Here is a 24,838-nt window from a genome sequence, read left to right on the forward strand (position 1 = left end):
CTTGAAACCAAAATGAAAGATGTTCAATGTTCAATGTTCAATGTTTGGTCAGTCTACTATAGCAATTTAGATGCTTAACAGTTTATATTTTATGATCCTAATTTAAGGGCTTCAATATATAAACTATAAGTTACCCCGATTTTAAAAAGATTGAGAATATCGAGACTGAGAGATCGCCCTTCTTTTTTGTTTCTACTATAGACAATTCTACTAATTCCTTCCGTAAAAATTAGTAAAAAGATTCCTACAGTAATATCCCAATAAGCTTCTTGTCCTGCGGTAATAGAAACAGCTTGACCGACAAAAAAGCCCAAAAGAACACTAATCAGACTTAAAGAAATACGTCGCCAAGGATTACTAAAAGTTTCATTAAACTTGGTTTGAGTTACTTCCACCAAAGTATTTAATCTCGTTCTTTGCATAGGTTAAATTTCCTCATTTTTTAGCTATAACATTACGCATTTATTTTATGAAATTAGGTCCAATTTTCCTTCTTAACCCATGATAGTTCAGAGGAAAAAAATGTCCTAACTAATTTTTGTATTGCTATAATTATCGATCCAAACGATCTAATAAATATAAACCTACAACAATACCAGCAAAGTGACAGAGAATTGTGTGAGTATTAGCGAGAAGTAATAAAATTTCACTAGGAGTCGGTAACTTACTGGTATCATAAACTGCCGCACCTTGAGGAATATTAGAAAGTTTGCGCCACAAAATTCCAACAAACCCTTCTGCACCAATAATTGAGAGGAAAATACCTACTAAATTGGATAATAAACCAGCCCTAATTAATTGTAGTGTAGATGATTTTTTTGGCCGTGATTTTGCCTCGGGGTTGCGCATCAATTGGGCAATTTTTTTATAACGAAAACAAATCAAAATACTGATCACCAATGCGATAACGCCGGCAATGGAACAAAAGACACTAAAAGAAGTTCCTTCGGTTGAGGTTTCTTGGGCCACTAAACCAGCTAAGGCCAAGAATAACAGAGCAGCAGCTAATACACCTAATACCAACTGTCCCCAGAAACCGATATTTCCAGACCATTGCAGAATTCTCGCAGCGCGTTTGACGTTGGGGGGAAGGGGGGGACGGGGTCGAGAAATTTCGTAGTTTTGACTCATAATCTGATGGTGAAAACTTTGATCGTTTGAACTCTGTGGGTTCTTCTTTCTAAATTTTACATTCTAAATTCTACATTCTCAACGATGGTAGCCTTTTCTTGCCCAATAGCAAAGGCCAGCAAACAATTTTCTAACATTTGGATTAACCATCGAGATTTATCTATAGAAGTTGACTCATAATACTCAAAGAGATGGGCTAATTTTTGTCGTAAAGAATATTTCAGTTTGGGACTCAAAAAAGTCAATTTTAAAAGTAACCCAACTAACTGGGTTGAGCCTAAACAGCTTCTCAAGTTCATCATATCAAGACGGTTTGAGGGTTGATTCGGATTAAATATTAGTTTATTTAATAATTGATTTCCGATGCGTAATATTATAAATTCTTTGAGTAATTTTTCGTGTGAATTAGTGAGATTTATATCGATATTTTTTATTAAATATTGATGTACTTGAAGTTGCTTACGTTCTTCTTTAATATCTTCGACTAAATAATTTATAAACTCTATTTTAAAGTCCTGGTAGGATAGGGATTCAATTTTTTCAAAAAAAAGACTTGATTTCCGATTCTTTATGTTATTTTTGGTTAATTCTGTAAAAGTTTTTGTCGCTTGATTGAAAGCTTGATTCTTTAACAAGCTTGGATTAGGAACAGCCTCAATTATTTGTGGAAGTTTAGTTTCTAAGGTGCGAAGACGAGCAACTTCAATTTTTTGTTTCTGACGTATGATAGTTCTGCTTAATTTTTGATTAAAAGACTTTTGTTGATGCCTTTTGAAACAACCTAAAAAATCAATATATTGCTGAACACTATGATTATTCAGTAAACAATCTTTATATAAAAAGGGATAACGTCCTAATAAATCTCCCAAAACTTGGGGTTTTCCTTGATGATAATTTTTACGTTGATTGGTAATATGAATTAATCTTTGTAGTTTTAAATATTCAGTTGTTTCTGAAAAAGCTTGACTCTCTTCTTGCCATATTGTGATAAATTTTTGCTGCTCTATTTGATAAATATTGGTTTTTTTAAATAAATCTAATAACTCGAAAATAGCTTGTTTAGTTTCTTTATTAATTATCCAATGAGCAATACACACTTGACAAAGACGATTGAAAAATGATAAGCAATTAGTTTTAGCTGTTGGTGAATAAACTAGATTCTTTACCATTTCTTGAACTTCACTATCAGGATAATTGTCTATTTCTACTAATAGTAAACGTATTCTATACAATACCTCACAGCTATGTTTAGTTTTGAGCAGTCTGAGAAAATATTGATAGAGACTATCATCCATCATTATAGTTTCTTCAGACATATAGCCTAATGTATCAAATGCTGCTTGTTTCACCATCATATTAATTACTTTCATTCATATAATTTTACCCAATTATTACGGAAATTACTGATAAACTCAAGAAAAAAGATCAACAAGATGATGTGATATATTCTATCGACATTTAACTAAAACTATGATAAGCAAATTAAACTCAATATTGTCCTCCTATTGTTTCACAAATAGGAGGCATTTGGTATTAGCCAAAAGAACCCAAAAAGGAGTAAGTAATACTACGTGGATTAAGAACAAAAGTTATCAATGGATAAAAGCTTTACTTTTATAGCAGTCGCCAAAGCTATTAGGACATTTTTCTGTTCCCTGTTCCCTGTTCCCTGTTCCCTTAAAATATAATTTATGTGTCCTAACTAGCCTGTCTATTGCTATATATTGCCACCTGGTGATAAAGTTTTTCTGTTTATGCTCAGTATATTCCCAGTTTTTGAATAAATTTAGTAAGCAAAAAATACTATTTTGTGTCTCTTACTCAATTATCCAATAGGCAATATAAATTTGAAAAATATGATCTTTTCTATTGACACTATTGACTTACTATGATAGTCCAAAATACTATAGTAATCTTCCACAAAATAGAACTGGAAGTATAGTTGAGAAGAGTTATTTTTACTGAAACCTAGATACTTTTGCCTGTTTAAGTTCTAACTTCAAACTTCTGAGTTTTGACTTCTGCATAAGGGGAGATTTCAGGGTAATCTAGAAGATATGGCAGTTCAAGTTTGGGTGTTTCAATAAGGCCGATTCTCACATTTTAGGTAAATACACCTTCATTAATCACTCACTTTTGCTATTACTCATCACAACCACAGAGATTAAAAAATATAATGGCTCATCCTCTATACGTTGCATTTATTTGGCATCAACACCAACCCTTGTATAAATCCCGTGAAGCGATTAATGATCCCAATGGACAGTATCGTATGCCTTGGGCCCGTTTACACGGTGTCAAAGATTATTTAGACCTAATTCTTGTCTTAGAAGAGTTTCCCAAGCTGCACCAAACCGTTAACCTCGTTCCTTCTTTGATTCTACAGTTAGAAGATTATGCCCGAGGAACAGCACTGGATCGCTACATGGCCTTAACCTTAACTTCTGCTATTGATCTCACAGATGAAGATAAAGGATTTATTTTTGACCACTTTTTTGATGCCCACCATCGCACCTTAATCGATCCCTATTATCGTTATTCTGAATTGAATATGCAAAAGCACGATAAAGGTCGAGAATGGTGCTTTGAAAACTGGAGTGTCCATGATTATAGCGATCTTTTGGCTTGGCACAACCTAGCTTGGATCGATCCCATTTTCCGAGAAAAAGATCCCGAAATTGCTGCTTGGTTTGAACAAGGAAAAGGCTTTTCTTTGGAAGATCGCAAAAAAATTATTGCTAAACATCGGGAAATTATCGGACAAATTATCCCGCAACACAAAAAAATGCAGGATTCTGGGCAGTTAGAATTAATGACAACGCCCTATACTCACCCCATTTTACCCTTACTAGCGGATACGGACTCAGGACAGGTAGCCATTCCTGAAATGACCTTACCGCAAAAACGTTTCCAGTATCCTCAAGATATTCCCTGTCATCTGCGTAAAGCCAAAGAAAATTACGTCGATCGCTTTGGTTGCCAACCGAAAGGACTCTGGCCCTCCGAACAGTCCGTTAGCCCTGCCATTCTACCCTATGTAGCGCAAGAAAACTTTAATTGGTTGTGTTCCGATGAATCAGTTTTAGGTTGGAGTGTGGAACACTATTTCTATCGGGATGAAACTGGCAATGTTTGTGATCCCCACAGAATGTATCTTCCCTATCGCTTAGAAACGGAATACGGAGATTTGGCCATTGTCTTCCGTGATCACCGTTTATCCGATTTAATCGGCTTTAGTTATAGTGGAATGGAACCCCGTCACGCGGCTTCTGATTTCCTCGGACATTTACAAGCCATTTCTCGTTCTTTGGTGGAACGTCAAAAAAGCAAAGTTACCACCCTGGAAGATCCCTGGTTAGTCACCATTGCCCTAGACGGAGAAAATTGTTGGGAATACTATCATGATGATGGTCTACACTTCCTCCGAGCCTTATATTCCCAGTTGAGCGAAGTTGATGATATAGAATTGGTCACTGTTTCCGAATTTATTGAGAAGTTTCCCCCAAAAGAAGAAATTAAGCCCCAGAAATTACATAGTGGTTCCTGGGTAGATGGTAGCTTTAGCACTTGGATCGGTGATCCCGTCAAAAATAAAGCTTGGGATCTATTAACAGATGCTCGTAAGATGATGGCCAAACACCCCGAAGCTACCGAAAAAACTAATCCCGAAGCTTGGGAAGCGTTATATGCAGCTGAAGGATCGGACTGGTGTTGGTGGTTTGGGGAAGGACATTCTTCCAGTCATGGGGCTTTATTTGATGAATTGTACCGCGAACATTTACGGGGAGTTTATTCGGCCTTGGGTGAACCCATTCCTGAAAACTTATATCAAGCTTTAGACGATCACAGCAAAAAAGGCGATCGCCCCCCAGAAGGCTTTATTCAACCGGTGATCGATGGTAATGTTGATGAAGAAGACTGGGAAAAAGCTGGACGCATCGAAATTGGGGGATCAACGGGAACTATGCACAAAGCGAGTACTGTACAACGCATTTATTATGGCGCAGATCACCTCAATTTATATCTACGCTTTGATGTGAAAATGGGGTCTCAACCTGGTCGAGATTTACCCAATGAGTTACATTTACTCTGGTATTATGCTGATACCGATGTCTTTACCAGTACGGTTCCTTTAGCGGATGTTCCGGACGAAGAGCCGGTTAACTATACTTTCCACCATCATGTAGGCATTAATTTGGTTTCTCAGTCGGCCTGGTTACAACAAGCTTGGCATAGTAATGACTGGCATCCCAAAAATCACCGTATTCAGGTGGCATTTAATCAATGCTTAGAAATTGCTATCCCTTGGAGTGATCTACACCGTGAACCGGACGCTTGGTTGCATTTAGTAGCTTTATTTGCTGATCATGGTAAGTTCCGTAGCTTTTTACCTGAAAACCAATTAGTGGAGTTGAAAGTTCCTTAAAGGTGGGTACGATATCAATCCTTTTACATACTCCCCCACTAAATTACAGATTGTAGTGGGGGATTTTTTCCAGTTGACTGTTAGAAATTCCTGTTTCAACTAGACGGTTTAAATTCTCAATTTCCCCAGTAAAAACGCCAAAATAATCTAATAATTCAAGATTATGGCATTTTTTTCTTTTTTTATTTAAAAATATTAAATACTTACTAATATTAAAAATGTTCTCATTCTGCTCTTGACCTAAGATTGAAGATTGAGTAAATATAAGCCTTTGCTTTTAAAAATTTTTAAATCTATAATAAAGCCTCTTAAATCAATAAGAAATCTGAAATCTACCCTTTTCTTTTCTCTTTTCCTGTCTTTTCAGCACGAGTCAATGTATAATCTGTACTCTGCGACCGGCAATTGCTTGACACTTTAGAAAAATGTGATAGCACAAATAAGTAAATAAAATAATAAAAAACTCATTAATTATCACTGATTTTCTCAGTTTTGCTCTTGACACTTTAGGAAAATATGATAGCACAAATAAGTAAATAAAATAATAAAAAACTTATTAATTTTCACCTATTTTTGAGAATCTTGTTGTTATCTTGGTGTTGTTACTTAAGGGTGTTTACTTAAGGGTGTTTACTTATTAATCATGATTAACAAAATTCAAACAAATTCTGCCTTAGCCGTTGTAGTTGCTCTTGCTTCCACTCTAATTGGTTCTTCAGCACAAGCCCAAACTTTCTCTGGTGATTTTTCTGGATTCATCTTAAACCAAACTACAATTGAGGACGCTATGGGTAATCCCTACACCGCAGTTGTCTTAGATAGTGGCTTAGCTAAATTAACATTTGATAACTTCAATTTTGACGGTGACTCTGAAACTGACTTTATTGAAGATGAAATTACAATTAGGTACGACCTAATACTTGACGAATTCATATTCGAGTATGCACCACTACCTACCCCTGTCCGAGCTAATGGCAAGATTTCTTATGATATCACTGGCACTGTATTACCTGTTCCTGGTGGAGAGTTTCAAACTGTTGTTACCGCTACAGAGGTTGGTAGTATCGTTAACGGATTTGATGGAGTATTCGAGATTGATGTAGATATCACCACCGATGTAGGCGGCCCATATACATTATCTTCTAATAACGGTAGTCCTGATGCTGAAGCTATTGTTCCAAATGCCAACAAACTTAGTGTTGTGAATACATTATCCGATGGTGGTGATACTATTAGTATGTTATCTAACTCTTACATCGCAGCAAACAACTTTGTACCGCAGAGTGTTCCCGAACCCGGAACTATTATTGGACTTCTTGCTTTAGGCGGATTAGGATTAGCTACCAAAGGCAAGAAACAAAAGTAAAAAGTTGTCAAGTCTTGTCAACATTGACAACCACTGTATCTATATATTTTTTATGTGGCTCTTATGAAGAGTATTTTAATAGTTCACGAGCCACTCTCCAAAACCAAATTGCCACCCATAGCTATCTAATTTTTCTGGGTTGAGAATACTAAAACGAAACCATTACCTACATTCTTTTTAACGGTTTCGCCTTGCTTATCAGCCTAGATTTATCATAACACAAAATTCAAATCTACCGACCTATAATCGGTAGATTTTTGTTAAGCGACATCTTACCGTGATTCTAGTCGGTTTGTTCGATGATATAAGGGAATTCTCCGCTATTAATGCTAAACCATTCTTTTTGTAGAATACGATTTTCTGGACTAAGAATAGTTAAATTAACCAATTGTTTAAATTCCGTATTTTCTTGAGGTAAAATACAGCCGTACAACTCTCTAGTAATGGGTTGAGAAGGCAATAAAACGAAGTCTCCAATACTACCACCTTGTTGAACAATTTCTCCTAATAACAAAATACCATCACTAACAACCGCTTTAACTTCATTTTGTTTGAGTTTTCTTACTCCTTCTTCTCGACTTTTGATATCTTTCCAGTTGGCTAAAGGATAGATTTGAGGAATAATTTCTTGAGTAGTGGTTCCTGGTAAAAATGCAATGGAAATGTCGGTTAAGTTGCCATTATAATTAAAGTTAGGAGCATCTTGTAGTTTAACTAAAAATTGCGCTCCTGTCATAAAAAAGGGAACGGAAAAATCGACTCTTGTTAAACGGGTTTGGGTGATAGTTGTCGCACCACACACAATATCAACATCTCCCCGTTGGATAATACGAAACCGACTATCTATAGTTGCTTCTCTCAGGTTTAACTTTATGGGTTGATTGAGTTCTTTTTCTAATTTTTTGTGAATTAAACGAATGAGATCAACAGAGTATCCTGTCCATTTTCCTTTTTTATTAACATAACCAAACGGAATAGCATCTTTTCTAACTCCTGCGTTTAATTCTCCTGTCCGTTTTATTTTTTCTAAGACAGTTTCCGCTAAAACAAAACGAGGTAAAAGAACAAATAAACTTAAAATTATTAAAACAGAAATTGAGTATTTCTTATTCATTTTATGATTATTTAACTATAGATATAATTCTTGAGACTCGTAAATTTTTCTAAAGTTCCTGTGATTAGTTATATCTTTTACATATTATATGGACTAACCTACAATGAATTTACCGGGCTGATCAATACGTTATCTAAAGATAACTGAATAGTAGATATATTAGACATTATAAGTCCAATCAATTGAACACCATTTGTTAGTCTTGAAATTAATTTCAATGAGCAAACATTGAACATTGAACATTGAACATTGAACATTGAACATTGAACATTTATCATTTATTGACTTTTTTTAGATTTTTTCTATATTTTTTTTGATAATTTGTTTTTGTTCTTCGTCGTATTCCCATTTCTCTAAAAAACCTTGATAACTGCCATTATTATTAATAATAGTTTGTTTTAATGCTTCTAATTTTTGGGAACTTAAATCTAAATTGGTTAACTTAATTAAATTTCCGTTTCTTTGAGCAACTTTTTCAGAACTTTGTGCTTGCTTTTCATCATTATTACGACGATGAGTGATTGCCATAGCTGAAGACATGGCGAGATTTTTTACTAATAGTTCACTAACAATCTCTGGGGAGGTTTTTAAAGCATTAATTACCCCTTCACTCGGATTATCCGCCAAAGAAAGATCGCTAGTTAAATAGATAACAAAAAAACCCCTTGCCCCATTTTCACTATTGACTAAAGTAGTAACTATTTCTTGAATCTCATCGTCTTTTAGTTTCTTGTTAACTATTGCTTCGGTGAGAGTTTCAGTTAACTGTAATGCTTCTTCAAAGGAAAGATTATTAGGAATATGCCAATTCATTTTAGTCAGTAGTTTTGATAATTATTAAGGTTGATTTTTTGGTAAATAGCTAACAGACGGGGCTAGGGTAATCAAGTCTTCAATGTTTTTCTCCATAGTATAACAAATCTGATCTAAGGGTAGATCATTAGCATCGTAACCGAAGGGATCTTCAATTTCTATGCCAATAGCTTCTATGCCGAGTATAGTAAAACTAATTAAAGCAACAATGGGTGCAGTCATCCACCCTAACTCATCTACAAATTGAAACGGTAATGTTAAACAATAAAGTAAAACTAATTGTTTCAAATGAATAGTATAGGCTAAAGGAATGGGGGTTTTGAGGATTCTTTCACAAGCACCTAATCCATCTACCATAGTATCTAATAATTTAAACATGGCAGTAAGTTGATAAGAATCAATAGCTTTTTTTTCATATTGTTGCTGTAAATAATCACCGATCCAAAAAGCGATCTCTAGAGGAGGATGATTCATGTTACACAATTGATCGTAAACCTCTTGAGGTAAAAATCGAGCGAGTTCTTCATTAACCCCTTCAGAACGCAAATGTAATTTAGTGGCGATCGCGAAAGCAATTAATAGTTTTAAATTGGTGATTTTTTCCCTGCGATCGCTACTATCATTTTCCTGAATTGTCACCCAGATAGTGCGGGATAAATTACGAACTGTGTTAATTAAAGTTCCCCAAAGTTTTCGCCCTTCCCAGTATCTTTCATAAGCTGTATTAGTGCGAAATACTAACAGTAAACCAAGAACAATACTAGGAACTAAACCACTTTTTAAGGGCAAAGCTACATTAACCCCAAAATGATACAAGCAGCTAACCCCCAGAGCAAAAAAAGCGCAGGCAGAAACTCTGGGCAAAATGGCGGGGATAACGGAACCTTGCCATTGCCAGATGAAACGAAACCAGGGGCGGTGATTAAGGTTTGGTACGAATTTTCCCCTGTTCATTGGCTATTTTTTTTCTTTAACCTTGGGACGGGGAAACTTAGAAGCAGCATGGAATTGCAGAACCGGCTGATTTTTCAGGGCTTCTGACATAAAACTACGCCAAATTGGTGCAGCATGACCACCCCCTGTGGTTCCCCTACCCAGAGGACGGTTAGCGTCGTCTCCAATCCATACTGCCGTAGATAACTGAGGTACATAACCCACAAACCAGACATTGCGTTCGTTATCGGTGGTTCCGGTTTTACCTGCGGCGGGACGGCCAATATTAGCGGCCCGTCCGGTTCCACTGGTAATCACCCCTCGTAAAACAGTGGTTAAGGAAGCAGTTGACCAAGGGTCAAGCACTAATTGTGGTTGCGGGGTATTATCTCTTAAAACATTGCCCCGACTGTCTGTAATGCGGACAATAATGGTCGGTTCAGAGTACCAACCGTTGCTGGCAAAAGTAGCATAGGCGTTGGCCATTTCTAGAGGGGTCATATCACCGGCACCCAAAGGAAGAGAAATCACCGGTTGCATGGGACTATTTATCCCCAAACGACGACAAACTTCAATCACCTTGCTAACACCGATTTTTTGCCCAATAACCACAGCAGGAATGTTGCGAGAACTAATCAAAGCTGCTTGGATGGACATGGGACCGGCAAAGCTACCACCGTAGTTTCTGGGGCTATAAACACCGCTACCGTCGCGATAACTGACGGGACTATCGTTAACCACTGAACCGGGGCCATATTTACCACTGGCAAAGGCTGCGTAATAAACAAAGGGTTTAAAAGAGGAACCCGGTTGACGAAGGGACTGAGTAGCGCGGTTTAATTGACTTTTTTCGTAATCTACGCCCCCAACAATGGCTTTGATAAAGTGGGTTCTTGGATCAACCGCTACTAGGGCAATTTGTAAATCTTTGGTTCTTAAACCTCTACGCCTTAGTTGTTTATAGCCTTTTTCAACGGTTTCTTGCGCTCTTTGCTGCATGAAATAGTCCACGGAGGTTTGAATACGCATCCCTCCTTTGGTGATTACTTCTTTGCTAAAGGTTTCTTGTAACTCCTTCATCACCGTATCGGTAACGTAGGGAAGTTTACTAGCTTGCCAGGAAGTGGGTTTTCCCACCCCTAGAGGGGTTTTGTGGGCTACTTGGGCTTCTTCTGGGGTGATCCAACCTAAATCAGCCATACGGTCTAGAACCATCTTCTGGCGTTGCTTAGCGTTGGCGTAGTTGTTAAAAGGACTATAGCTTTCAGGAGCCTGTATTAACCCAGCCATCATGGCAGCTTCGGGTAGGTTTAATTCCGAGGCGGGTTTATTGAAGTAACTTTGGGCTGCGGTTTGGGCCCCGTAGTTATTGTGACCCCAATAGATATTATTGAGGTACATTTCCATAATTTCTTCTTTCTCAAAGACTTGTTCGACACGAACGGCCAGAACTGCTTCTGAGAGTTTACGGCTAAAGGTTCGATCTTTGGTTAGGAAAATATTTTTCACTAACTGCATGGTGATAGTCGAAGCCCCTTCTACCACACCCCCACTTTTCCAGTTAACCCACAAGGCCCGTCCGATACTGTTGGGGTTAATACCTTGGTGTAAGTAAAAATGGCTGTCTTCAATGGCTAAGACGGCCCTTTTTAACTCAGGGGAAATTTTGTCGAGTGTTACTCCTTCTCGGTTGGCTTCTCCGTGGAGTCGAGTTAGGAGCCTTCCTTTGATATCGTAGACGTAACTGGTTTCTGATGGGGAATAGTTCCTCAGGGTCCGGACATCGGGAAGGTTACGGAAACTGATAGCTAAGCCTACTAAACCCCCGGCGACGAGGGAAGTGGCTAAGAGACTCACCCCCAGGGCTGTCCCTCCAGCAGTACGAACAACTCCCTTGATAAACGAAAGGTCGTTATTAGGGGAGTCCTGAGAGTTTTTTTGCTGTCTAATAGTGCTAGACGACACGATGTTTAATTTCCTCACTCCGAAAGTACAATATAGATAAATATAAACAGGTATTTACTTGTTTATGTTTTTTTAGTTATTGATATAGTAGCTTACTAGAATTTGACTGAGAGTCAATCCCTTAAGTTCATTATGGGGTACACTAAACCCAAAATTTAGGTATGTGATTAAATTGCTGTTATCTCTACAAAGGTAATTCGAGTTGGATAAACTCTTCCTTTTCAGAGCTTAAACGTCCCCGATACCCCATCGGGGGATATTCTGACTCTACAGCCAAAGCCTCTGACTTGAATTTAGTTGATAACCAACCATGTTCAAGAGCATAACTGACACTGTATCCAATAGAGTGCAGATATCGCACAGTACGATGCAACAATATCCGTCTAACGTCCCGATACTTCATATATCGAGTAATTTCTTCATCTGTACCACGATGAGCAATGACGTTAGCCGCATTGTAATCACTCTGCAATACCTCCCCATTGTAACGGTAAAAGCAATCTCCAACCCAACTCCCTAAGAGAGTCCCCGTCTGGAAATCAGTTTGCGAGGTATAGGCAGCACAAACGGTTTTAACGGTTGAACCCGTTTGTTGTCCAATTTCTTCGAGTGAAGTCTGTAATTCTCCTTTAACCCATTGATTAAGTTTTCGATTGATGCGCTTCGATTTTACTTTAGAGTTAATAGGAATTGATAAATCTTCTGCATAGATATTCGTCGGTTCAGTTAATACCTGTCTTAATCCATGTCTAATCATACTTTTAATTTCTGATTTATCTCGTTGTAATTTTCGATTTTGAACCTTTCTTCCTAAATTATTCGAGAAAATACTGTTTCTTTTTTGTCTATTTTTAAAATTAAAAGCATGATGATATAAACGAGAACGGTTCTGGCTAATTTTATTAATTCGCTCTGTTTTAGCCGTTAATTTTTCTCCCAATTTAGGGGCAACTACTCGACCATCACTTAGATAAAATCCTTCTGTATATCCTTTATCTAATCCCAGCTGTTTTTCTGGTTTATCTTGAGCCATAATTTCTTTTTCAAAAACTGTGTGAACTTCTAATTTTCCCTGATTATTCATCACTCTAATTTGACCAACAGGCAATCGATTAGACTTGATAATTAAACTAATTCTTTGACATCTCACTAATCCCTGAACTTCTAATCTAATTGTATAGCGAGATAGTCTTTTGGCTTTATAGCCTCCCTTTTGATAAACAACCTGGTTTCTATTAAAGGTATGTCCTCTTTTATATTGTTTTCTCCATTGGCGATGTAACCAAGGGTCTGTTGTTGGGTCTAATCGAAGTAATTTTATCAGTTCTTTTCTTGGTTTTTCTTCACTGTGTCTAGAATAAATTTTTCTAATTAAATACGTTTTCGCTGCTTCTTGTTGTGCCGTAATTGCCTTAAAGCAATCATTGACTGACCACTCAAACAACTTAGAAGGAAGTCCTATCTTCTCAGGATGCAATACTTTTCTGACAATATCATATTATAGTGGGGGGGAGTGGGGGAAGAGTAGAAACAATATTAATATTCTGCTCCCCCATCTCCGAATCTCCAAGTCTTACAAGGCCCCTGCGGCGGTTTTATCCAAAACTCCCCCTAAATGGGTGGTAATATTGATTGCTTGTAATACGGGATGTCCCTCAACTCCTTTAGGATAGTCAATGACACTAACACAGCCATTCCCCTGTTTAATGTTCCAAAAATTAGCTGGTTGCAATCCCAATAAGTGACATAAAATAACTTTATTAATGGCATCGTGGGCAACAACAATGCCTGTTTTGGGGTTGGCATCTTGGCTATAATCTTTAACAATCTCTTGCCAACAAGCAACGGCACGGTCCCAAACCTGTTGTAAGGTTTCTCCTTCTGGCATTTGCACGGTTTCTGGCGCATCTTTCCACTGTTGCAGCATTCCAGGAAAGTCGGCTTCAATCTCGCTTTCTAGTTTACCTTCCCAGAGTCCATGACAAATTTCTTCTAGGGGTTGGCGCAGGTCTAAGGTAATATTGGGATGATATTTGAGGATGATTTCGGCGGTTTCTTTGGGTCGTAATAATGGACTACTTACGCCAAAATTTATGTTAATTTCTTTAAGAAAATCGGCTGCTTTTTGTCCTTGTTTTTTGCCGTTTTCATTTAAGGGAATATCTCTAATTCCTTGGAATCTAGATTCACGGTTCCATTGGGTTTCTCCGTGACGAATAAAGAGTAATCGCAGCACATTATCTTGTGAACGAGGGGGAGGAATAGGAATGCCTAAATGAGAGGTTTGATTAAGGGATTCTAGCTGCACTGTTTCTCCCCAACTTCCTGTAAAATTTAAGATATTAATACAACAATTTGATTGTTGTATATGGTGATAATGGGAGGGAGGAACGCCGATAGCACTCATAATTAAACAGCGATTAATGCCGTTATGAGCTACTATTAGAATGGTCTGATCTTGGTGTTTATTTAGTAATTTTTGCCAGAATTCTTTGGCTTGTTCATAAAGAGAAAGCACGGGGAAATGATCTTTTTCTCCTTCAGGAGTCGGTAAGACCATTTTAAATTTATGGGGACGTTGTTTCCAGCGTTTATAGTCGTCGGGAAATTCCTGGGCAACTTTGTCTTTATGCAACTTTTCCCACAAAGGAAGGTCTACTTCTCTTAGTTGTTCATCTGGGGATAAAGTAGGAGGTTCTTGAAAACAATTTTGGATAATTTCTGCGGTGCTTTTTGCCCGTTGTAAAGGACTACAATAAATGGCATCAATGGCTAAAGAATTTAAGGTATTACCGACTTTTTCAGCGTCTTGGCGACCTTTTTCTGTTAGCACAGATTCATCATTACGCCCTTGAATTAATTTTTGAGCGTTGTAGCTGCTTTGTCCGTGACGCACTATAATAACGCGAGTAGTCAATCTTCTTATCCTCTCTCAGAATTATCATTTTCTAGATTACAGGTTATTGCCACTTTATACTTAACTTATTTTGCTATTTGTCAGATTTCTTATTAATATTTTTGAAGTATTTTTCATCTTCTATGGTTTTAAAGCAAAAAAAAATATCTAAATTGTCTTCTCAATCTTATTATAAAAGTAATCGTTTTGAAATAGTTTTAATAATAATTTTTGCTATCATTACCTTAATTGGTATCTTAAATCATGCCATGTGGCGTGATGAGTTAAACGGTTGGTTAATTGCTAGGGATAGTTCTTCTTTTATAAATTTTTTCGATAATATTAAGTATGAAGGACATCCTTTTATTTGGTACGTTTGCTTATGGCTTTTAAATCAAATAACGGCTAATCCTATTGCTATGCAGCTTTTTCATTGGTTAATTGCTGTTGCTACTATTTCTATTTTTGTTATTTTTTCTCCTTTTAATAAGACACAGAAAATTTTATTTAGCTTTGGTTATTTACCTTTATATGAATATTCCTTAATTAGTCGTAATTATGCTATTGGTGTTTTAGCAATTTTTCTTTTCTGTGCCTGTTTTAAAAGTCGTTATAGTTCTTATATCCCTTTAGCATTTATTCTCGCTGTTATGGCGAATACAAATGCTTATTGTTTACTAATATCTTTAGCATTAGGATTTAGTTTAACCATTGAATATATTTTTAGAGATTATTTTCAGTATCAAACCAAGGCAAATAAATATAATCTTATTGCTGCTTTATTTATATTTTTTGTGGGAATATTTATATCAGTTTTTATGTTATTACCTCCTGCTGATAGTACGCTACAAGGAGGAGCAAATCAATGGTTTTTTCACTTTGATTTTAATCGTTTAACTCAAACAATTACGAGAATTTGGCGCAGTTATGTTTTAGTAATTATTCCCAGTGATTCTAAACCGCTAGATTTATTTATTTTTTCGCTTTTCTCTCTTGGTTTATTTATTTTTTCTCTATTAATCTTGATTAAAAAGCCCATAGCTTTACTGTTTTATTTAGTGGGAAGTTTAGAAATTCTTGCTTTTACTTACGCTAAATTTTTGGGTTCTCAAAGACACTATGGACACCTATATATAATCCTTATTGCTGCTTTATGGATAGCACATTATTATGCTGATTCTCAAATTGTTATTAAGTTTATAAATAGGATTAATAATCGATTATCAAAAATAATGTTAAATGGCTACAATATTGTTAATCATCATCAAAAATATTTTTTATTAATCATCTTATGGCTACAACTTATTGCTGGAATCATTGCTTTTAGTCGTGATTTAATAACACCTTATTCCAGTAGTCACATCACAGCAGAATTTATAAAAAATAATCAGTTATCAAAGCATTTTATTGTAGGGAGCGAAGATTTTACAATTGCCCCTATTAGTGGTTATCTCAATCAGAAAATATACTATCCCGAAAGTCAAGAATTAGGGAGTTATGTTCTTTTTACCAATAATCGAAAAATAGTAAATGATACTGATATAATTAAGCAAATGAATCAGATTATAGATAAAGAAAATAAAGATATTTTATTAATTATGAATCGAGAATTTTCAGAGCGAGCGCCTAATTTAAAAATTAAATTTATAGAAAAGTTTACCGATTCTTTTATCTATAACGAAAAATATTATCTTTATTTAGTAAAATCAGCGCCTAATTTAAGTTAATCAATATGATGAAAATAAACACAAAAAATGATAGTTTTTGGTTCTTCTTTCTGTTAATACTAGCCTTATTTTTATGGCTTTTAAATTTAGGGAATGTTCCCTTAAGAGACTGGGATGAAGGATACTACGCTACTGTAGCACAAGATATGTTTCAATCAGGAAACTGGCTTTATTTAACCTATGCAGATCAACCTTTTTTATTAAAACCTCCTTTGATTATTTGGTTAATTAATATAAGTTATAACTTATCAGGTATTAATGAATTTACTACTCGTTTTCCTTGTGCTTTGATAACTGCTGTTGGTGTTCCCCTGTTATATTTAGTGGCAAAAAAATTATTTTTAAAACAACAACCAGCTATTTTTAGTAGTTTAGTTTATCTAACTTTATTACCCATAGTACGTCATGGCCGTTTAGCCATGATAGATGGTATTATAAACACGTTTTTTATCCTTGCTATTTTCTCTATAGTAAAATCAAAAAAACAACCTTTATGGGCCATAGGTTTTGGTTTTGGGATAGGATTAATTGCTTTAAGTAAAGGAATTTTAGCCTTAGCTTTAGGAGGAGTTTTAGGGATTTATATACTTTGGGATAGGGAAAAGGAAACTTTAACAATTTTCTTAAATAAGATAACACAACTACTAGGATTACAAACTATATTTAAACCAATTTTGAATACTTCTCAAAACAGTGAACAAAGTCTGCTTAAAAATTATTGGTTATGGATAGGTTTATGTCTAGGATTTTTACCTGTAATAATTTGGTATTATTTTCAAATAAAATATTATGGAGAACAATTTATACAAGTTCATTTTTTACAACAAAATTTTGATCGTTTATCTACTGCTGTTGAGGGAAATAGTGGTTCCCCTTGGTACTATTTTTTAGAATTAGTTAAATATAGTTTACCTTGGTTATTATTTTTACCCAATGGCTTATTTTTAGCCTGGAAAAAAAGAGAAGAAAGTTGGAGCAAATTAGTTTTAACTGGGTTTTTTGTCTTCTTAGGAATTATCACTATTATGGGTACTAAACTACCTTGGTATATTATGCCAATTTATCCTTTTTTTGCTTTAGCTATTGGCTATCATTTAAGTAATTTATATCAAGTCAAAAAAACCTATCCTAAAATATATATATTATTCTTCTTTGCTTTAAGTATTATAGCCATAGCTGGCGGTATTTATTTATGGAAAGACACCCAAGAAATAATAACAAGTATTATTTCTTCTCTTCTTTTTATTACCTTTCTTTTAACAAGTCAAAAACTCAAACAAAATTCACCAAATTTTATTAATATTCTTGTGATTGGTTTATACAGTAGCTTAATATTATTTATAACATCAAATGTTTGGGTATGGGAACTAAATGAAGCATTTGCAGTTAAACCTGTTGCTAACCTTATTAAAGAAAATACCCCTCCAAAAACCATTATTTATACTTCATTTGAGTATAGTCGTCCTAGTTTAGATTTTTATAGCGATCGCCAGATAGTTGCTGAGGATAACACAACATTAGAAAAACTCGCTTCAACTGCATCTTATTTATTATTAGATCAGGAAACTTTTGACAATTTAAAGTTAACTAATGTTAAAATACTAGGAGAAGTCAACGAATTTATTTTGATTTCCACAAATAATCAGTAGTCAAAATACTTAGAGAGAGTTTAATGACAACTAAAAGAGTAATATTAATTGTTTTAACTATCGTTTCACTTATCCCTGTAATTTTATCGTTAATTGGTAGTATTAATCAACCGCAAGTCCAATCGAACTTACAACTTTATCAAACAAACTTAGTGCTACAAGCAGCAGAATTTTCAGATGAAAATATTAATGGAATTGAGCAAATTCGTGAATCAGTATTGGGGAAAAATCCTTATAAATCAGCCCTAAAACAATATCAAGATGCTCGTAAACTCTCTGAGAAAAATTTAACAAAGTTAGAAAATAATCTAAAAATACTCGAAGAAGAAAGTCAAGGTATTAACCAGGAAGAAAATTACAATTCTCTGCCCATTTTATTAGGAAATAATGAGCAAACAAAATTACAGATAGAAGTAAATCAACAACTACAAGAAATTGAAAAAATAACCGTTAAAATAGCACTCTTAGAAATCGCAGAAGGAGAAGGAAATCCAAACAAAGGGTTAGGAACATTAAACGAACTACAAAAATTATCTTTTTCAACTTCTATAAAAAATACAGCTAATATACTCAGCTATTTATGGAACAATAATGAGCCTATTTTAGCAGAATCAGAAGCAACAATTAAACAAGAATTAAACGGATGGTTTCGGACTTATTCTCTTAACCAACTCTACCAAATTCAAGAGCGAAAAGATGATTTAATTAAATTGCAAGAAAGCCAACAAGAAGCAGCAAAACAAGCAATTATTAAGTTAACAATTATTGCTATTATTCCCGTAGTAGGTGGATTAATAGGAGTCGGAATTATTATCTTATGTTTGATTCAATTAGCTGTTAAGAAAGAATCAGCTATTTTAGTCATAGATGAAAGATTTAAGTGGGAAACTCCCTGGACAATAGAAATTCCTTGGCAAGTTTTAGTAGTTGGATTTCTCTTATTTGGGCAAATACTTCTCCCCATTTTAGCTAGTTTTCTTACTATTAATGTTGCTGAATTAAGCTTGCGAGGAAAAGCGTTTTATGTATTAGCAACCTATGTTGCCCTATCTTTAGGAGGAATAGGAGTGCTATATTTATCAATTAAATCCTTTTTTCCCTTACCGAAAGATTGGTTTAACTTTAATTTTTTCAATAACTGGATTATTTGGGGAACAGGAGGCTATTTAGTTGCTTTACCTTTAGTGATTATTATTTCATTGATTAATCAAAATATTTGGGATGGTCAAGGAGGAAGCAACCCCTTACTTTCTCTCGCATTAGAAGGACAAGATATAGTGGTTTTAGCTATCTTTTACTTCACCGCAGCTATCGCCGCACCTTTTTACGAAGAAATTATGTTTCGTGGCTTTTTATTACCCTCTTTAACTCGTTATTTTCCCCTATGGGGAGCCATTGGAATCAGTAGTTTAATCTTTGCTGTTGCTCATCTTAATCTTTCAGAAGTGCTGCCTTTAACTGTTTTAGGTATTGTTTTAGGAATTGTTTACACACGCTCTCGTAATCTTCTTTCTTCCATGCTATTACATAGTCTTTGGAATAGTGGTACTTTAATTAGTCTTTTCTTATTAGGGAGTGGAGGAAATTAAAAATTTATCGCATTTTCATTAACTTGGACTATAGATGTGGACTTTTTAGGGGTTAACTGCCATTAACCCCTAATTGATGAAAATTCTTCTAACAAAATATTGAGCAGTGATAACAAAATACGGATTTAAGGGAATAATATAAATAGTATAATCTCAACAAAATAGTAACTTAAATAATCAATGAATAGCACATTACCACAACAACAGTTAGGAAAAATGATAGGAACAATAGCTATTATTGCCCTCAGCTTAACCGGGGTAATTGGGCTACAAAAATCCCTAATTGCCCCTGAAAAACAAGCGTTAACCCCAGAGGAATATAAGAAACAACAACAACTAGAAAAAATACAATTGAACGTTTACAAAGGATTACCCAGTTTTGGATATGGTAACTTACTAGCAGATTGGTTTTACTTAAAGTTTGTTCAATATTTTGGAGATGGGGAAGCACGTAAACACACTGGGTATCCCCTTAGTCCAGATTATTTCCAATTAGTGATAGACAACGATCCTCGTTTTGTAGATGCTAATCTTAGAATAGCCGTGTCCACTTCTCTTTTCGCGGGTTTACCCCATAAAAGTGTCGAATTCTTAGAAGAAAGTTTAAAACATACCCCACCTAAAGTAACATCTCCTGTATATCCTCCTTATTATTTATGGATTTATAAAGGTGTAGATGAATTACTATTTTTAGGGAATGTAGAAGCAGCAAAAAACTCGAATACGATGGCTGCTAACTGGGCTGATACCTATCCTGAAAATGATAGATTTAATAGTAAAGGTGTAGCTAAAAGAAGACGACAAACGGTTAACTTTTTAGAAGAAAATCCCGACAGTCGAGCGGCACAAATTGGAGCTTGGTCCCAGATTTTAAGTAATGCTAATAGCCAAGAAATGATTGAGCGAGTATTAGCAGAAATTCAATCTCTAGGGGGTGAGATTTCTATAGATTCTGATGGCAATGTTAGGGTTCGTGTTCCTGAATGGATTGATTAGATATAGGTTATTAACTAGGTAGAGATAATGGGATAATTATCTCTACTAAATCGGTAAATTACGTACTCGAAAAGCACCATCACTAACTGAAATAATTGCCCCTGTTAACAACTCATTTTCACATTGACCGATAACTTTCTCTAATTGAGGATTGATTTTATCATAATTCTCGTTACCTAATCTAAAGATAATTACACTGGGTAATATATCTTTACTCCATGCTAATAAATTGGTAAAATCTAAGTCCATTGTTAATATAATTCTTTCCTCATTTTTTGCTTTAATTAAAATAGCTTCATCATCAAGTCTTTGTAACCCTTCTTCCCTTAAATGAACAGTATTATAGCCTTGGTTTCGTAGCCATTCTAACGTTTTTTGAGAGATTCCCATATCTGCTAAAAACTTCATTTTACTGACTCTAGTTTCTGATTTTGTTCAATGGGCATAACTCTTTCCTCAGCTAACCAAGCAGCATATAATAAACATTGTTTAATATCCTCTAATTCTAAATCAGGATATTCGTCTAAAATTTCTTGATTGGGTTTCCCATTAGCAACTAAATTAAGAATCAAAGACACAGGAATTCGCATTCCTCTAATACAGGCTTTACCCATCATGATTTTAGGTTCAAAAGTAATTCTGTCTAGTTGTTTTAACATTAAATTTATTCTCCTTTATTGTTGAATGAGTTGAATTATTAGTGTTTCAATAATATTAGAAGATAATCTATAACATGATTCTCGATTATCTTCTTTTTTATTTTTCTATTCCTCTACAGTTCGGTATACTTAAAAATTTAAACAGATTGATAACGCGCACCGCTTTGCGGATCTCTTCGAGATCGCAGTTCTAAATAAACTAATAAAGCGTTAATATCAGCAGGATTTACACCACCAATGCGAGAAGCTTGGCCAAGGGTCAAAGGACGTACTTTTGTCAATTTTTCCCTCGCTTCCATAGAAAGGGTGTCTATGGACATATAATCGATGTCTGAGGGCAATTTTTTGTTACTATGTCGGCTAATTTGTTCGATTTGAATTTGTTGACGTTTCAAATAACCTGAGTATTTAATGTCAATTTCTGCTCCTTGTTTTTCAACGGTTGTTAACTCTATATTGCCTAAACCATACTGTTCTAAATGTTGATAATGAAACTTGGGACGACGTAATAAATCAGCTAAGGTTACTGAACCTTTTATCTTCTGTTGGGTATCATTAACAATCTTAATTCCTACTTCATCTCTTTCTTTAATTCTTGTTTCATAAAGTCGTTCTTTTTCCCCTAAGATATTAGCTTGTTTTTCTTGGAATAAATTCCAACGACGGTCATCAATTAAGCCAATTTCTCGACCTAAAGGAGTCATTCTTTGATCCGCATTATCTGACCGTAAAATTAGACGATATTCAGAGCGAGAAGTTAACATTCTGTAAGGTTCTCGTAAATCTTTGGTACATAAATCATCGATTAATGTTCCTAGATAACTCTCTTCTCTGGGGAAGATAATCATCTCCTCATTTCTAACAAATTTAACTGCATTTATTCCAGCAACAATTCCTTGTGCTGCTGCTTCTTCGTAACCGGTTGTTCCATTAACTTGTCCAGCAGAAAATAACCCTTCAATCTTCTTAGTCATCAAAGTAGGATAACATTGGGTTGCCGGTAAAAAGTCATATTCTACTGCATAAGCAGGACGCAACATCACACAATTTTCTAACCCTGGCAAGGTTCTTAACATGGCTAATTGTATTTTTTCTGGGAGACCAGTAGAAAACCCTTGGATATACAATTCTGGTATTTCTCTTCCTTCGGGTTCAATAAAAATTTGATGGCTTTCTTTATCAGCAAACCTAACAATTTTATCCTCAATAGAAGGACAATAACGAGGCCCTTTAGAATCAATAAACCCCCCATAAATAGGAGACAAATGTAAGTTATCTTTGATTAATTGATGAGTTTTGGTAGTAGTTCGGGTCAAATAACAATTCATTTGTTCTCGTTGCACCCAAACCGCCGGATCAAAACTAAACCAACGCACTTCCTCATCTGGGGGTTGGGGTTCCAAGCGAGAATAGTCAACCGATCGCTTATCTACCCTAGCTGGTGTTCCTGTTTTCAATCTTCCTGTTTCAAACCCTAAGTTATTGAGAGTTTCCGTTAAACCCACTGCTGCAAACTCTCCAGCCCTTCCTGCTTCCATAGACTTATTACCGATCCAAATGCGACCCCCTAAAAAGGTTCCCGTGGTCAAAATAACGGCTTTAGCCTCAAAACAAGTGCCAAAATAGGTTTGGATGCCGATCACCTCGTCATTTTTCCCCAATACCAGATCCGTCACCATTCCTTCACGGATGCTTAAATTCTCTTGATTTTCGACAATTTCCTTCATTACTGCCGAATACTCTCGTTTATCCGTCTGCGCCCGTAACGCCCAAACAGCAGGCCCCCTTGAAGAGTTGAGAACCCGTTTTTGCAGATAGGTGCGATCAGCCATTTTGCCGATCTCTCCTCCCAAAGCGTCCACTTCGTGGGTTAACTGGGACTTTGCCGGACCGCCTACAGCCGGGTTACAGGGTTGCCAAGCGATGCGATCGAGGTTGAGGGTTAACATGAGGGTACGACACCCTAAACGCGCTGCTGCTAGGGCTGCTTCACACCCAGAATGGCCAGCACCTACAACAATAATATCAAAGCTATCCTGGAAGTCAACGGGAGTGGTAACGGTCATAATTTAGAACTCGGAAGTTAGAAATAACAGGCTTAATTTTTAGCTACTATATTTCATTTTAGCTGATGGATTTGATAGTGATTGTGCTGTTGAATATTTATCTTAATAATGCTTGAAAACCTGCTTGAATAAAATGAATATCTGAAGTGACAGCATCAGTTAAATTTTTTTCTTTCATAACAAGAAACGAAATGCAGTCGACTAACCCCCAATTTTTATCTTGTCTAGAACCATATAATATTAAACCTTTTTGAAAAAGTTGAGGGGTAATATTAATGACGAAAATGTTATCAGTAGAGTAACATTGTTGAATAAAAGCAATGACTTTTTCACGGTTATAGTTACTAAGCGCGTTAGCAACTTCCATAAAAATAGCTTCTGTTACCCAGATTTCTTTTGCATTTCTTACACGGGGTAAAAACTCTTTGGCAACTTGATGATATTGATCACGGGAGTTAAGAATTGCCTGAATGAAAACAGTATCTAGAAAAAGTCGCTCTTGATTCATTAATCATTATCTCTTTTCGGTGTACCATATAAGTAATGATCATGTTCACTTGACCAGTCTTCAGGTGCTTCATAAGTTCCTGTCATCTCTTCTAGGAGATCCCAAGCATTTTTAGAAGTGATTTGTTGAGTTTTTTCTTGAGAAATAATTTGAATGGTATAACGGGTATTTGGTTCCAATTTAATATTTTCTTCTGGATAAAAAGCTGAACCATCATAAGTTACTATTAATTTTTCTTGTATCATTTAATTTTTCCTTGGGATTGGTTAATTATAAGAGTAATATAAGACTATTGTTTCTTACCCCTTATCTATAGTATAAAGTAAGCTCTAGTAGTCAGTAATGATATATGAGAAACGAGATAGTATTATGTCCCTAAGAATAATCTTTGTCGGGGTTTAAGACTGTTAAAAATTGCTTCTAATTTTCTCACCACTGAAACCTGATCACCATATTGTGGACAGTTAGGACTGATTTAAGCTAAATTGGTAACGAGTATGTTTAAGTCAATCTTAGGAAAAAAATGGTCGAAGAAAACACACAAATTCGCTCTTTAGAAGATGCTTTAAACCGTTGTCAATGTCTAGGAATGCGTATTAGTAGGCAACGTCGCTATATCCTAGAATTACTCTGGAAAACTAAAGAACATCTCTCAGCTAGAGAAATTTATAATCGTCTGAGTCAAAACGGCAAAAATGTTGGTCACACATCAGTTTATCAAAATCTAGAAGCTTTATCCAGTCAAAGGATTATTGAATGTTTAGAACGATGTGATGGACGACTGTATGGAACCATAACCGACTCCCATAGTCATGTCAATTGTTTAGATACTCAGCAAATTATTGATGTTCATGTTCAGCTACCTTCTGACTTAATTGAACAGATAGAAGCGCAAACAGGGGTCACTATAACTGACTATCGTATCGATTTTTATGGCCATCAACAACCAGAACAGTCTAAACTAGATGAAGCCTTAACCAAGCCTTCACCGGTATAAACC

21 protein-coding genes are annotated in these 24,838 nt (G+C 35.6%); 7 read left to right on the top strand and 14 right to left on the bottom strand.

Annotated elements, in window-relative coordinates:
• Positions 1 to 89: 89 nt before the first annotated feature.
• The 3 genes from QNJ66_RS05485 to QNJ66_RS05495 all read right to left on the bottom strand — a co-directional run bounded on the left by QNJ66_RS05485 (position 90) and on the right by QNJ66_RS05495 (position 2,501).
• The gene (locus QNJ66_RS05485; protein WP_300503801.1) at positions 90 to 422 is read right to left on the bottom strand and encodes a DUF565 domain-containing protein; all 333 of its coding nucleotides are present in this window, start codon (positions 420 to 422) and stop codon (positions 90 to 92) included.
• A gap of 130 nt (positions 423 to 552) precedes the next feature.
• On the bottom strand, positions 553 to 1,131 hold the full coding sequence (locus tag QNJ66_RS05490; RefSeq protein WP_300503803.1) for a DUF3611 family protein: 579 nt from the start codon (positions 1,129 to 1,131) through the stop codon (positions 553 to 555).
• Positions 1,132 to 1,187: 56 nt separating this feature from the next.
• Positions 1,188 to 2,501, bottom strand: coding sequence for a hypothetical protein (locus QNJ66_RS05495; protein ID WP_300503805.1), 1,314 nt, complete (start codon positions 2,499 to 2,501; stop codon positions 1,188 to 1,190).
• Between the two features lie 806 nt (positions 2,502 to 3,307).
• Between QNJ66_RS05495 and QNJ66_RS05500 the strand changes: the two genes are divergently transcribed.
• Entirely contained in the window at positions 3,308 to 5,557 is a 2,250-nt protein-coding gene (locus tag QNJ66_RS05500; protein ID WP_300503807.1) for a glycoside hydrolase, read from the top strand.
• A gap of 643 nt (positions 5,558 to 6,200) precedes the next feature.
• Complete coding sequence (locus QNJ66_RS05505) at positions 6,201 to 6,923, top strand: PEP-CTERM sorting domain-containing protein (protein WP_300503808.1); 723 nt, start codon at positions 6,201 to 6,203, stop codon at positions 6,921 to 6,923.
• Positions 6,924 to 7,206: 283 nt separating this feature from the next.
• On the opposite strand, the gene QNJ66_RS05510 is transcribed toward QNJ66_RS05505, so the two are convergent.
• The 6 genes from QNJ66_RS05510 to QNJ66_RS05535 all read right to left on the bottom strand — a co-directional run bounded on the left by QNJ66_RS05510 (position 7,207) and on the right by QNJ66_RS05535 (position 14,665).
• Positions 7,207 to 8,037: an amino acid ABC transporter substrate-binding protein gene (locus tag QNJ66_RS05510; RefSeq protein ID WP_300503810.1), complete on the bottom strand. Its 831-nt coding sequence runs from the start codon at positions 8,035 to 8,037 to the stop codon at positions 7,207 to 7,209.
• 291 nt (positions 8,038 to 8,328) lie between these two features.
• Positions 8,329 to 8,850, bottom strand: a complete 522-nt coding sequence (locus tag QNJ66_RS05515) for a hypothetical protein (RefSeq protein ID WP_300503812.1) — start codon at positions 8,848 to 8,850, stop codon at positions 8,329 to 8,331.
• Between the two features lie 24 nt (positions 8,851 to 8,874).
• Complete coding sequence (locus QNJ66_RS05520; RefSeq protein ID WP_300503814.1) at positions 8,875 to 9,804, bottom strand: bestrophin family ion channel; 930 nt, start codon at positions 9,802 to 9,804, stop codon at positions 8,875 to 8,877.
• 3 nt (positions 9,805 to 9,807) lie between these two features.
• The gene (locus tag QNJ66_RS05525) at positions 9,808 to 11,748 is read right to left on the bottom strand and encodes a transglycosylase domain-containing protein (RefSeq protein WP_300503816.1); all 1,941 of its coding nucleotides are present in this window, start codon (positions 11,746 to 11,748) and stop codon (positions 9,808 to 9,810) included.
• A gap of 184 nt (positions 11,749 to 11,932) precedes the next feature.
• Positions 11,933 to 13,192 (bottom strand): hypothetical protein, encoded by a 1,260-nt coding sequence (locus QNJ66_RS05530; RefSeq protein WP_300503818.1) that lies wholly within the window; start codon positions 13,190 to 13,192, stop codon positions 11,933 to 11,935.
• 129 nt (positions 13,193 to 13,321) lie between these two features.
• On the bottom strand, positions 13,322 to 14,665 hold the full coding sequence (locus QNJ66_RS05535) for a histidine phosphatase family protein (RefSeq protein WP_300503819.1): 1,344 nt from the start codon (positions 14,663 to 14,665) through the stop codon (positions 13,322 to 13,324).
• Between the two features lie 122 nt (positions 14,666 to 14,787).
• On the opposite strand from QNJ66_RS05535, the gene QNJ66_RS05540 reads away from it, so the two are divergent.
• The 4 genes from QNJ66_RS05540 to QNJ66_RS05555 all read left to right on the top strand — a co-directional run bounded on the left by QNJ66_RS05540 (position 14,788) and on the right by QNJ66_RS05555 (position 20,605).
• On the top strand, positions 14,788 to 16,371 hold the full coding sequence (locus tag QNJ66_RS05540; RefSeq protein WP_300503821.1) for a hypothetical protein: 1,584 nt from the start codon (positions 14,788 to 14,790) through the stop codon (positions 16,369 to 16,371).
• Between the two features lie 5 nt (positions 16,372 to 16,376).
• Complete coding sequence (locus QNJ66_RS05545) at positions 16,377 to 18,020, top strand: glycosyltransferase family 39 protein (RefSeq protein ID WP_300503823.1); 1,644 nt, start codon at positions 16,377 to 16,379, stop codon at positions 18,018 to 18,020.
• 23 nt (positions 18,021 to 18,043) lie between these two features.
• On the top strand, positions 18,044 to 19,609 hold the full coding sequence (locus QNJ66_RS05550) for a CPBP family intramembrane glutamic endopeptidase (RefSeq protein ID WP_300503825.1): 1,566 nt from the start codon (positions 18,044 to 18,046) through the stop codon (positions 19,607 to 19,609).
• A gap of 180 nt (positions 19,610 to 19,789) precedes the next feature.
• Positions 19,790 to 20,605 (top strand): hypothetical protein, encoded by an 816-nt coding sequence (locus QNJ66_RS05555; RefSeq protein ID WP_300503827.1) that lies wholly within the window; start codon positions 19,790 to 19,792, stop codon positions 20,603 to 20,605.
• 45 nt (positions 20,606 to 20,650) lie between these two features.
• Here the strand turns inward: QNJ66_RS05555 and QNJ66_RS05560 are convergent, their stop codons facing one another.
• The 5 genes from QNJ66_RS05560 to QNJ66_RS05580 all read right to left on the bottom strand — a co-directional run bounded on the left by QNJ66_RS05560 (position 20,651) and on the right by QNJ66_RS05580 (position 24,083).
• Positions 20,651 to 21,013 carry a DUF5615 family PIN-like protein gene (locus tag QNJ66_RS05560; RefSeq protein WP_300503828.1) on the bottom strand — a complete coding sequence of 121 codons (363 nt, stop codon included), beginning with the start codon at positions 21,011 to 21,013 and terminating at the stop codon, positions 20,651 to 20,653.
• Positions 21,010 to 21,264 (bottom strand): DUF433 domain-containing protein, encoded by a 255-nt coding sequence (locus QNJ66_RS05565; RefSeq protein WP_300503830.1) that lies wholly within the window; start codon positions 21,262 to 21,264, stop codon positions 21,010 to 21,012. Before QNJ66_RS05565 ends, QNJ66_RS05560 begins: the two co-directional genes overlap by 4 nt.
• Before the next feature lie 137 nt (positions 21,265 to 21,401).
• Positions 21,402 to 23,330, bottom strand: coding sequence for a tRNA uridine-5-carboxymethylaminomethyl(34) synthesis enzyme MnmG (mnmG, locus tag QNJ66_RS05570; RefSeq protein WP_300503832.1), 1,929 nt, complete (start codon positions 23,328 to 23,330; stop codon positions 21,402 to 21,404).
• A 97-nt stretch (positions 23,331 to 23,427) separates the two neighbouring features.
• Positions 23,428 to 23,838, bottom strand: coding sequence for a PIN domain-containing protein (locus QNJ66_RS05575; RefSeq protein WP_300503833.1), 411 nt, complete (start codon positions 23,836 to 23,838; stop codon positions 23,428 to 23,430).
• On the bottom strand, positions 23,838 to 24,083 hold the full coding sequence (locus tag QNJ66_RS05580; protein ID WP_300503835.1) for a hypothetical protein: 246 nt from the start codon (positions 24,081 to 24,083) through the stop codon (positions 23,838 to 23,840). The genes QNJ66_RS05575 and QNJ66_RS05580 overlap by 1 nt, the downstream gene beginning before the upstream one ends.
• A 278-nt stretch (positions 24,084 to 24,361) precedes the next feature.
• Between QNJ66_RS05580 and QNJ66_RS05585 the strand changes: the two genes are divergently transcribed.
• Positions 24,362 to 24,835 carry a Fur family transcriptional regulator gene (locus QNJ66_RS05585; protein ID WP_300503837.1) on the top strand — a complete coding sequence of 158 codons (474 nt, stop codon included), beginning with the start codon at positions 24,362 to 24,364 and terminating at the stop codon, positions 24,833 to 24,835.
• Positions 24,836 to 24,838 lie beyond the last annotated feature (3 nt).

Origin of the sequence: Crocosphaera sp., assembly GCF_030064895.1 — a bacterium.
Taxonomy (GTDB): domain Bacteria; phylum Cyanobacteriota; class Cyanobacteriia; order Cyanobacteriales; family Microcystaceae; genus Crocosphaera.

Coding starts and splice junctions, on each gene's coding strand:
- QNJ66_RS05565 (WP_300503830.1), bottom strand. CDS start 21,264: ATGTTAAAACAACTAGACAGAATTACTTTTGAACCTAAAATCATGATG.
- QNJ66_RS05495 (WP_300503805.1), bottom strand. CDS start 2,501: ATGAAAGTAATTAATATGATGGTGAAACAAGCAGCATTTGATACATTA.
- QNJ66_RS05555 (WP_300503827.1), top strand. CDS start 19,790: ATGAATAGCACATTACCACAACAACAGTTAGGAAAAATGATAGGAACA.
- QNJ66_RS05575 (WP_300503833.1), bottom strand. CDS start 23,838: ATGAATCAAGAGCGACTTTTTCTAGATACTGTTTTCATTCAGGCAATT.
- QNJ66_RS05485 (WP_300503801.1), bottom strand. CDS start 422: ATGCAAAGAACGAGATTAAATACTTTGGTGGAAGTAACTCAAACCAAG.
- QNJ66_RS05505 (WP_300503808.1), top strand. CDS start 6,201: ATGATTAACAAAATTCAAACAAATTCTGCCTTAGCCGTTGTAGTTGCT.
- QNJ66_RS05515 (WP_300503812.1), bottom strand. CDS start 8,850: ATGAATTGGCATATTCCTAATAATCTTTCCTTTGAAGAAGCATTACAG.
- QNJ66_RS05500 (WP_300503807.1), top strand. CDS start 3,308: ATGGCTCATCCTCTATACGTTGCATTTATTTGGCATCAACACCAACCC.
- QNJ66_RS05550 (WP_300503825.1), top strand. CDS start 18,044: ATGACAACTAAAAGAGTAATATTAATTGTTTTAACTATCGTTTCACTT.
- QNJ66_RS05490 (WP_300503803.1), bottom strand. CDS start 1,131: ATGAGTCAAAACTACGAAATTTCTCGACCCCGTCCCCCCCTTCCCCCC.
- QNJ66_RS05545 (WP_300503823.1), top strand. CDS start 16,377: ATGATGAAAATAAACACAAAAAATGATAGTTTTTGGTTCTTCTTTCTG.
- QNJ66_RS05520 (WP_300503814.1), bottom strand. CDS start 9,804: ATGAACAGGGGAAAATTCGTACCAAACCTTAATCACCGCCCCTGGTTT.
- QNJ66_RS05585 (WP_300503837.1), top strand. CDS start 24,362: ATGGTCGAAGAAAACACACAAATTCGCTCTTTAGAAGATGCTTTAAAC.
- QNJ66_RS05580 (WP_300503835.1), bottom strand. CDS start 24,083: ATGATACAAGAAAAATTAATAGTAACTTATGATGGTTCAGCTTTTTAT.
- QNJ66_RS05560 (WP_300503828.1), bottom strand. CDS start 21,013: ATGAAGTTTTTAGCAGATATGGGAATCTCTCAAAAAACGTTAGAATGG.
- QNJ66_RS05510 (WP_300503810.1), bottom strand. CDS start 8,037: ATGAATAAGAAATACTCAATTTCTGTTTTAATAATTTTAAGTTTATTT.
- QNJ66_RS05540 (WP_300503821.1), top strand. CDS start 14,788: ATGGTTTTAAAGCAAAAAAAAATATCTAAATTGTCTTCTCAATCTTAT.
- mnmG (WP_300503832.1), bottom strand. CDS start 23,330: ATGACCGTTACCACTCCCGTTGACTTCCAGGATAGCTTTGATATTATT.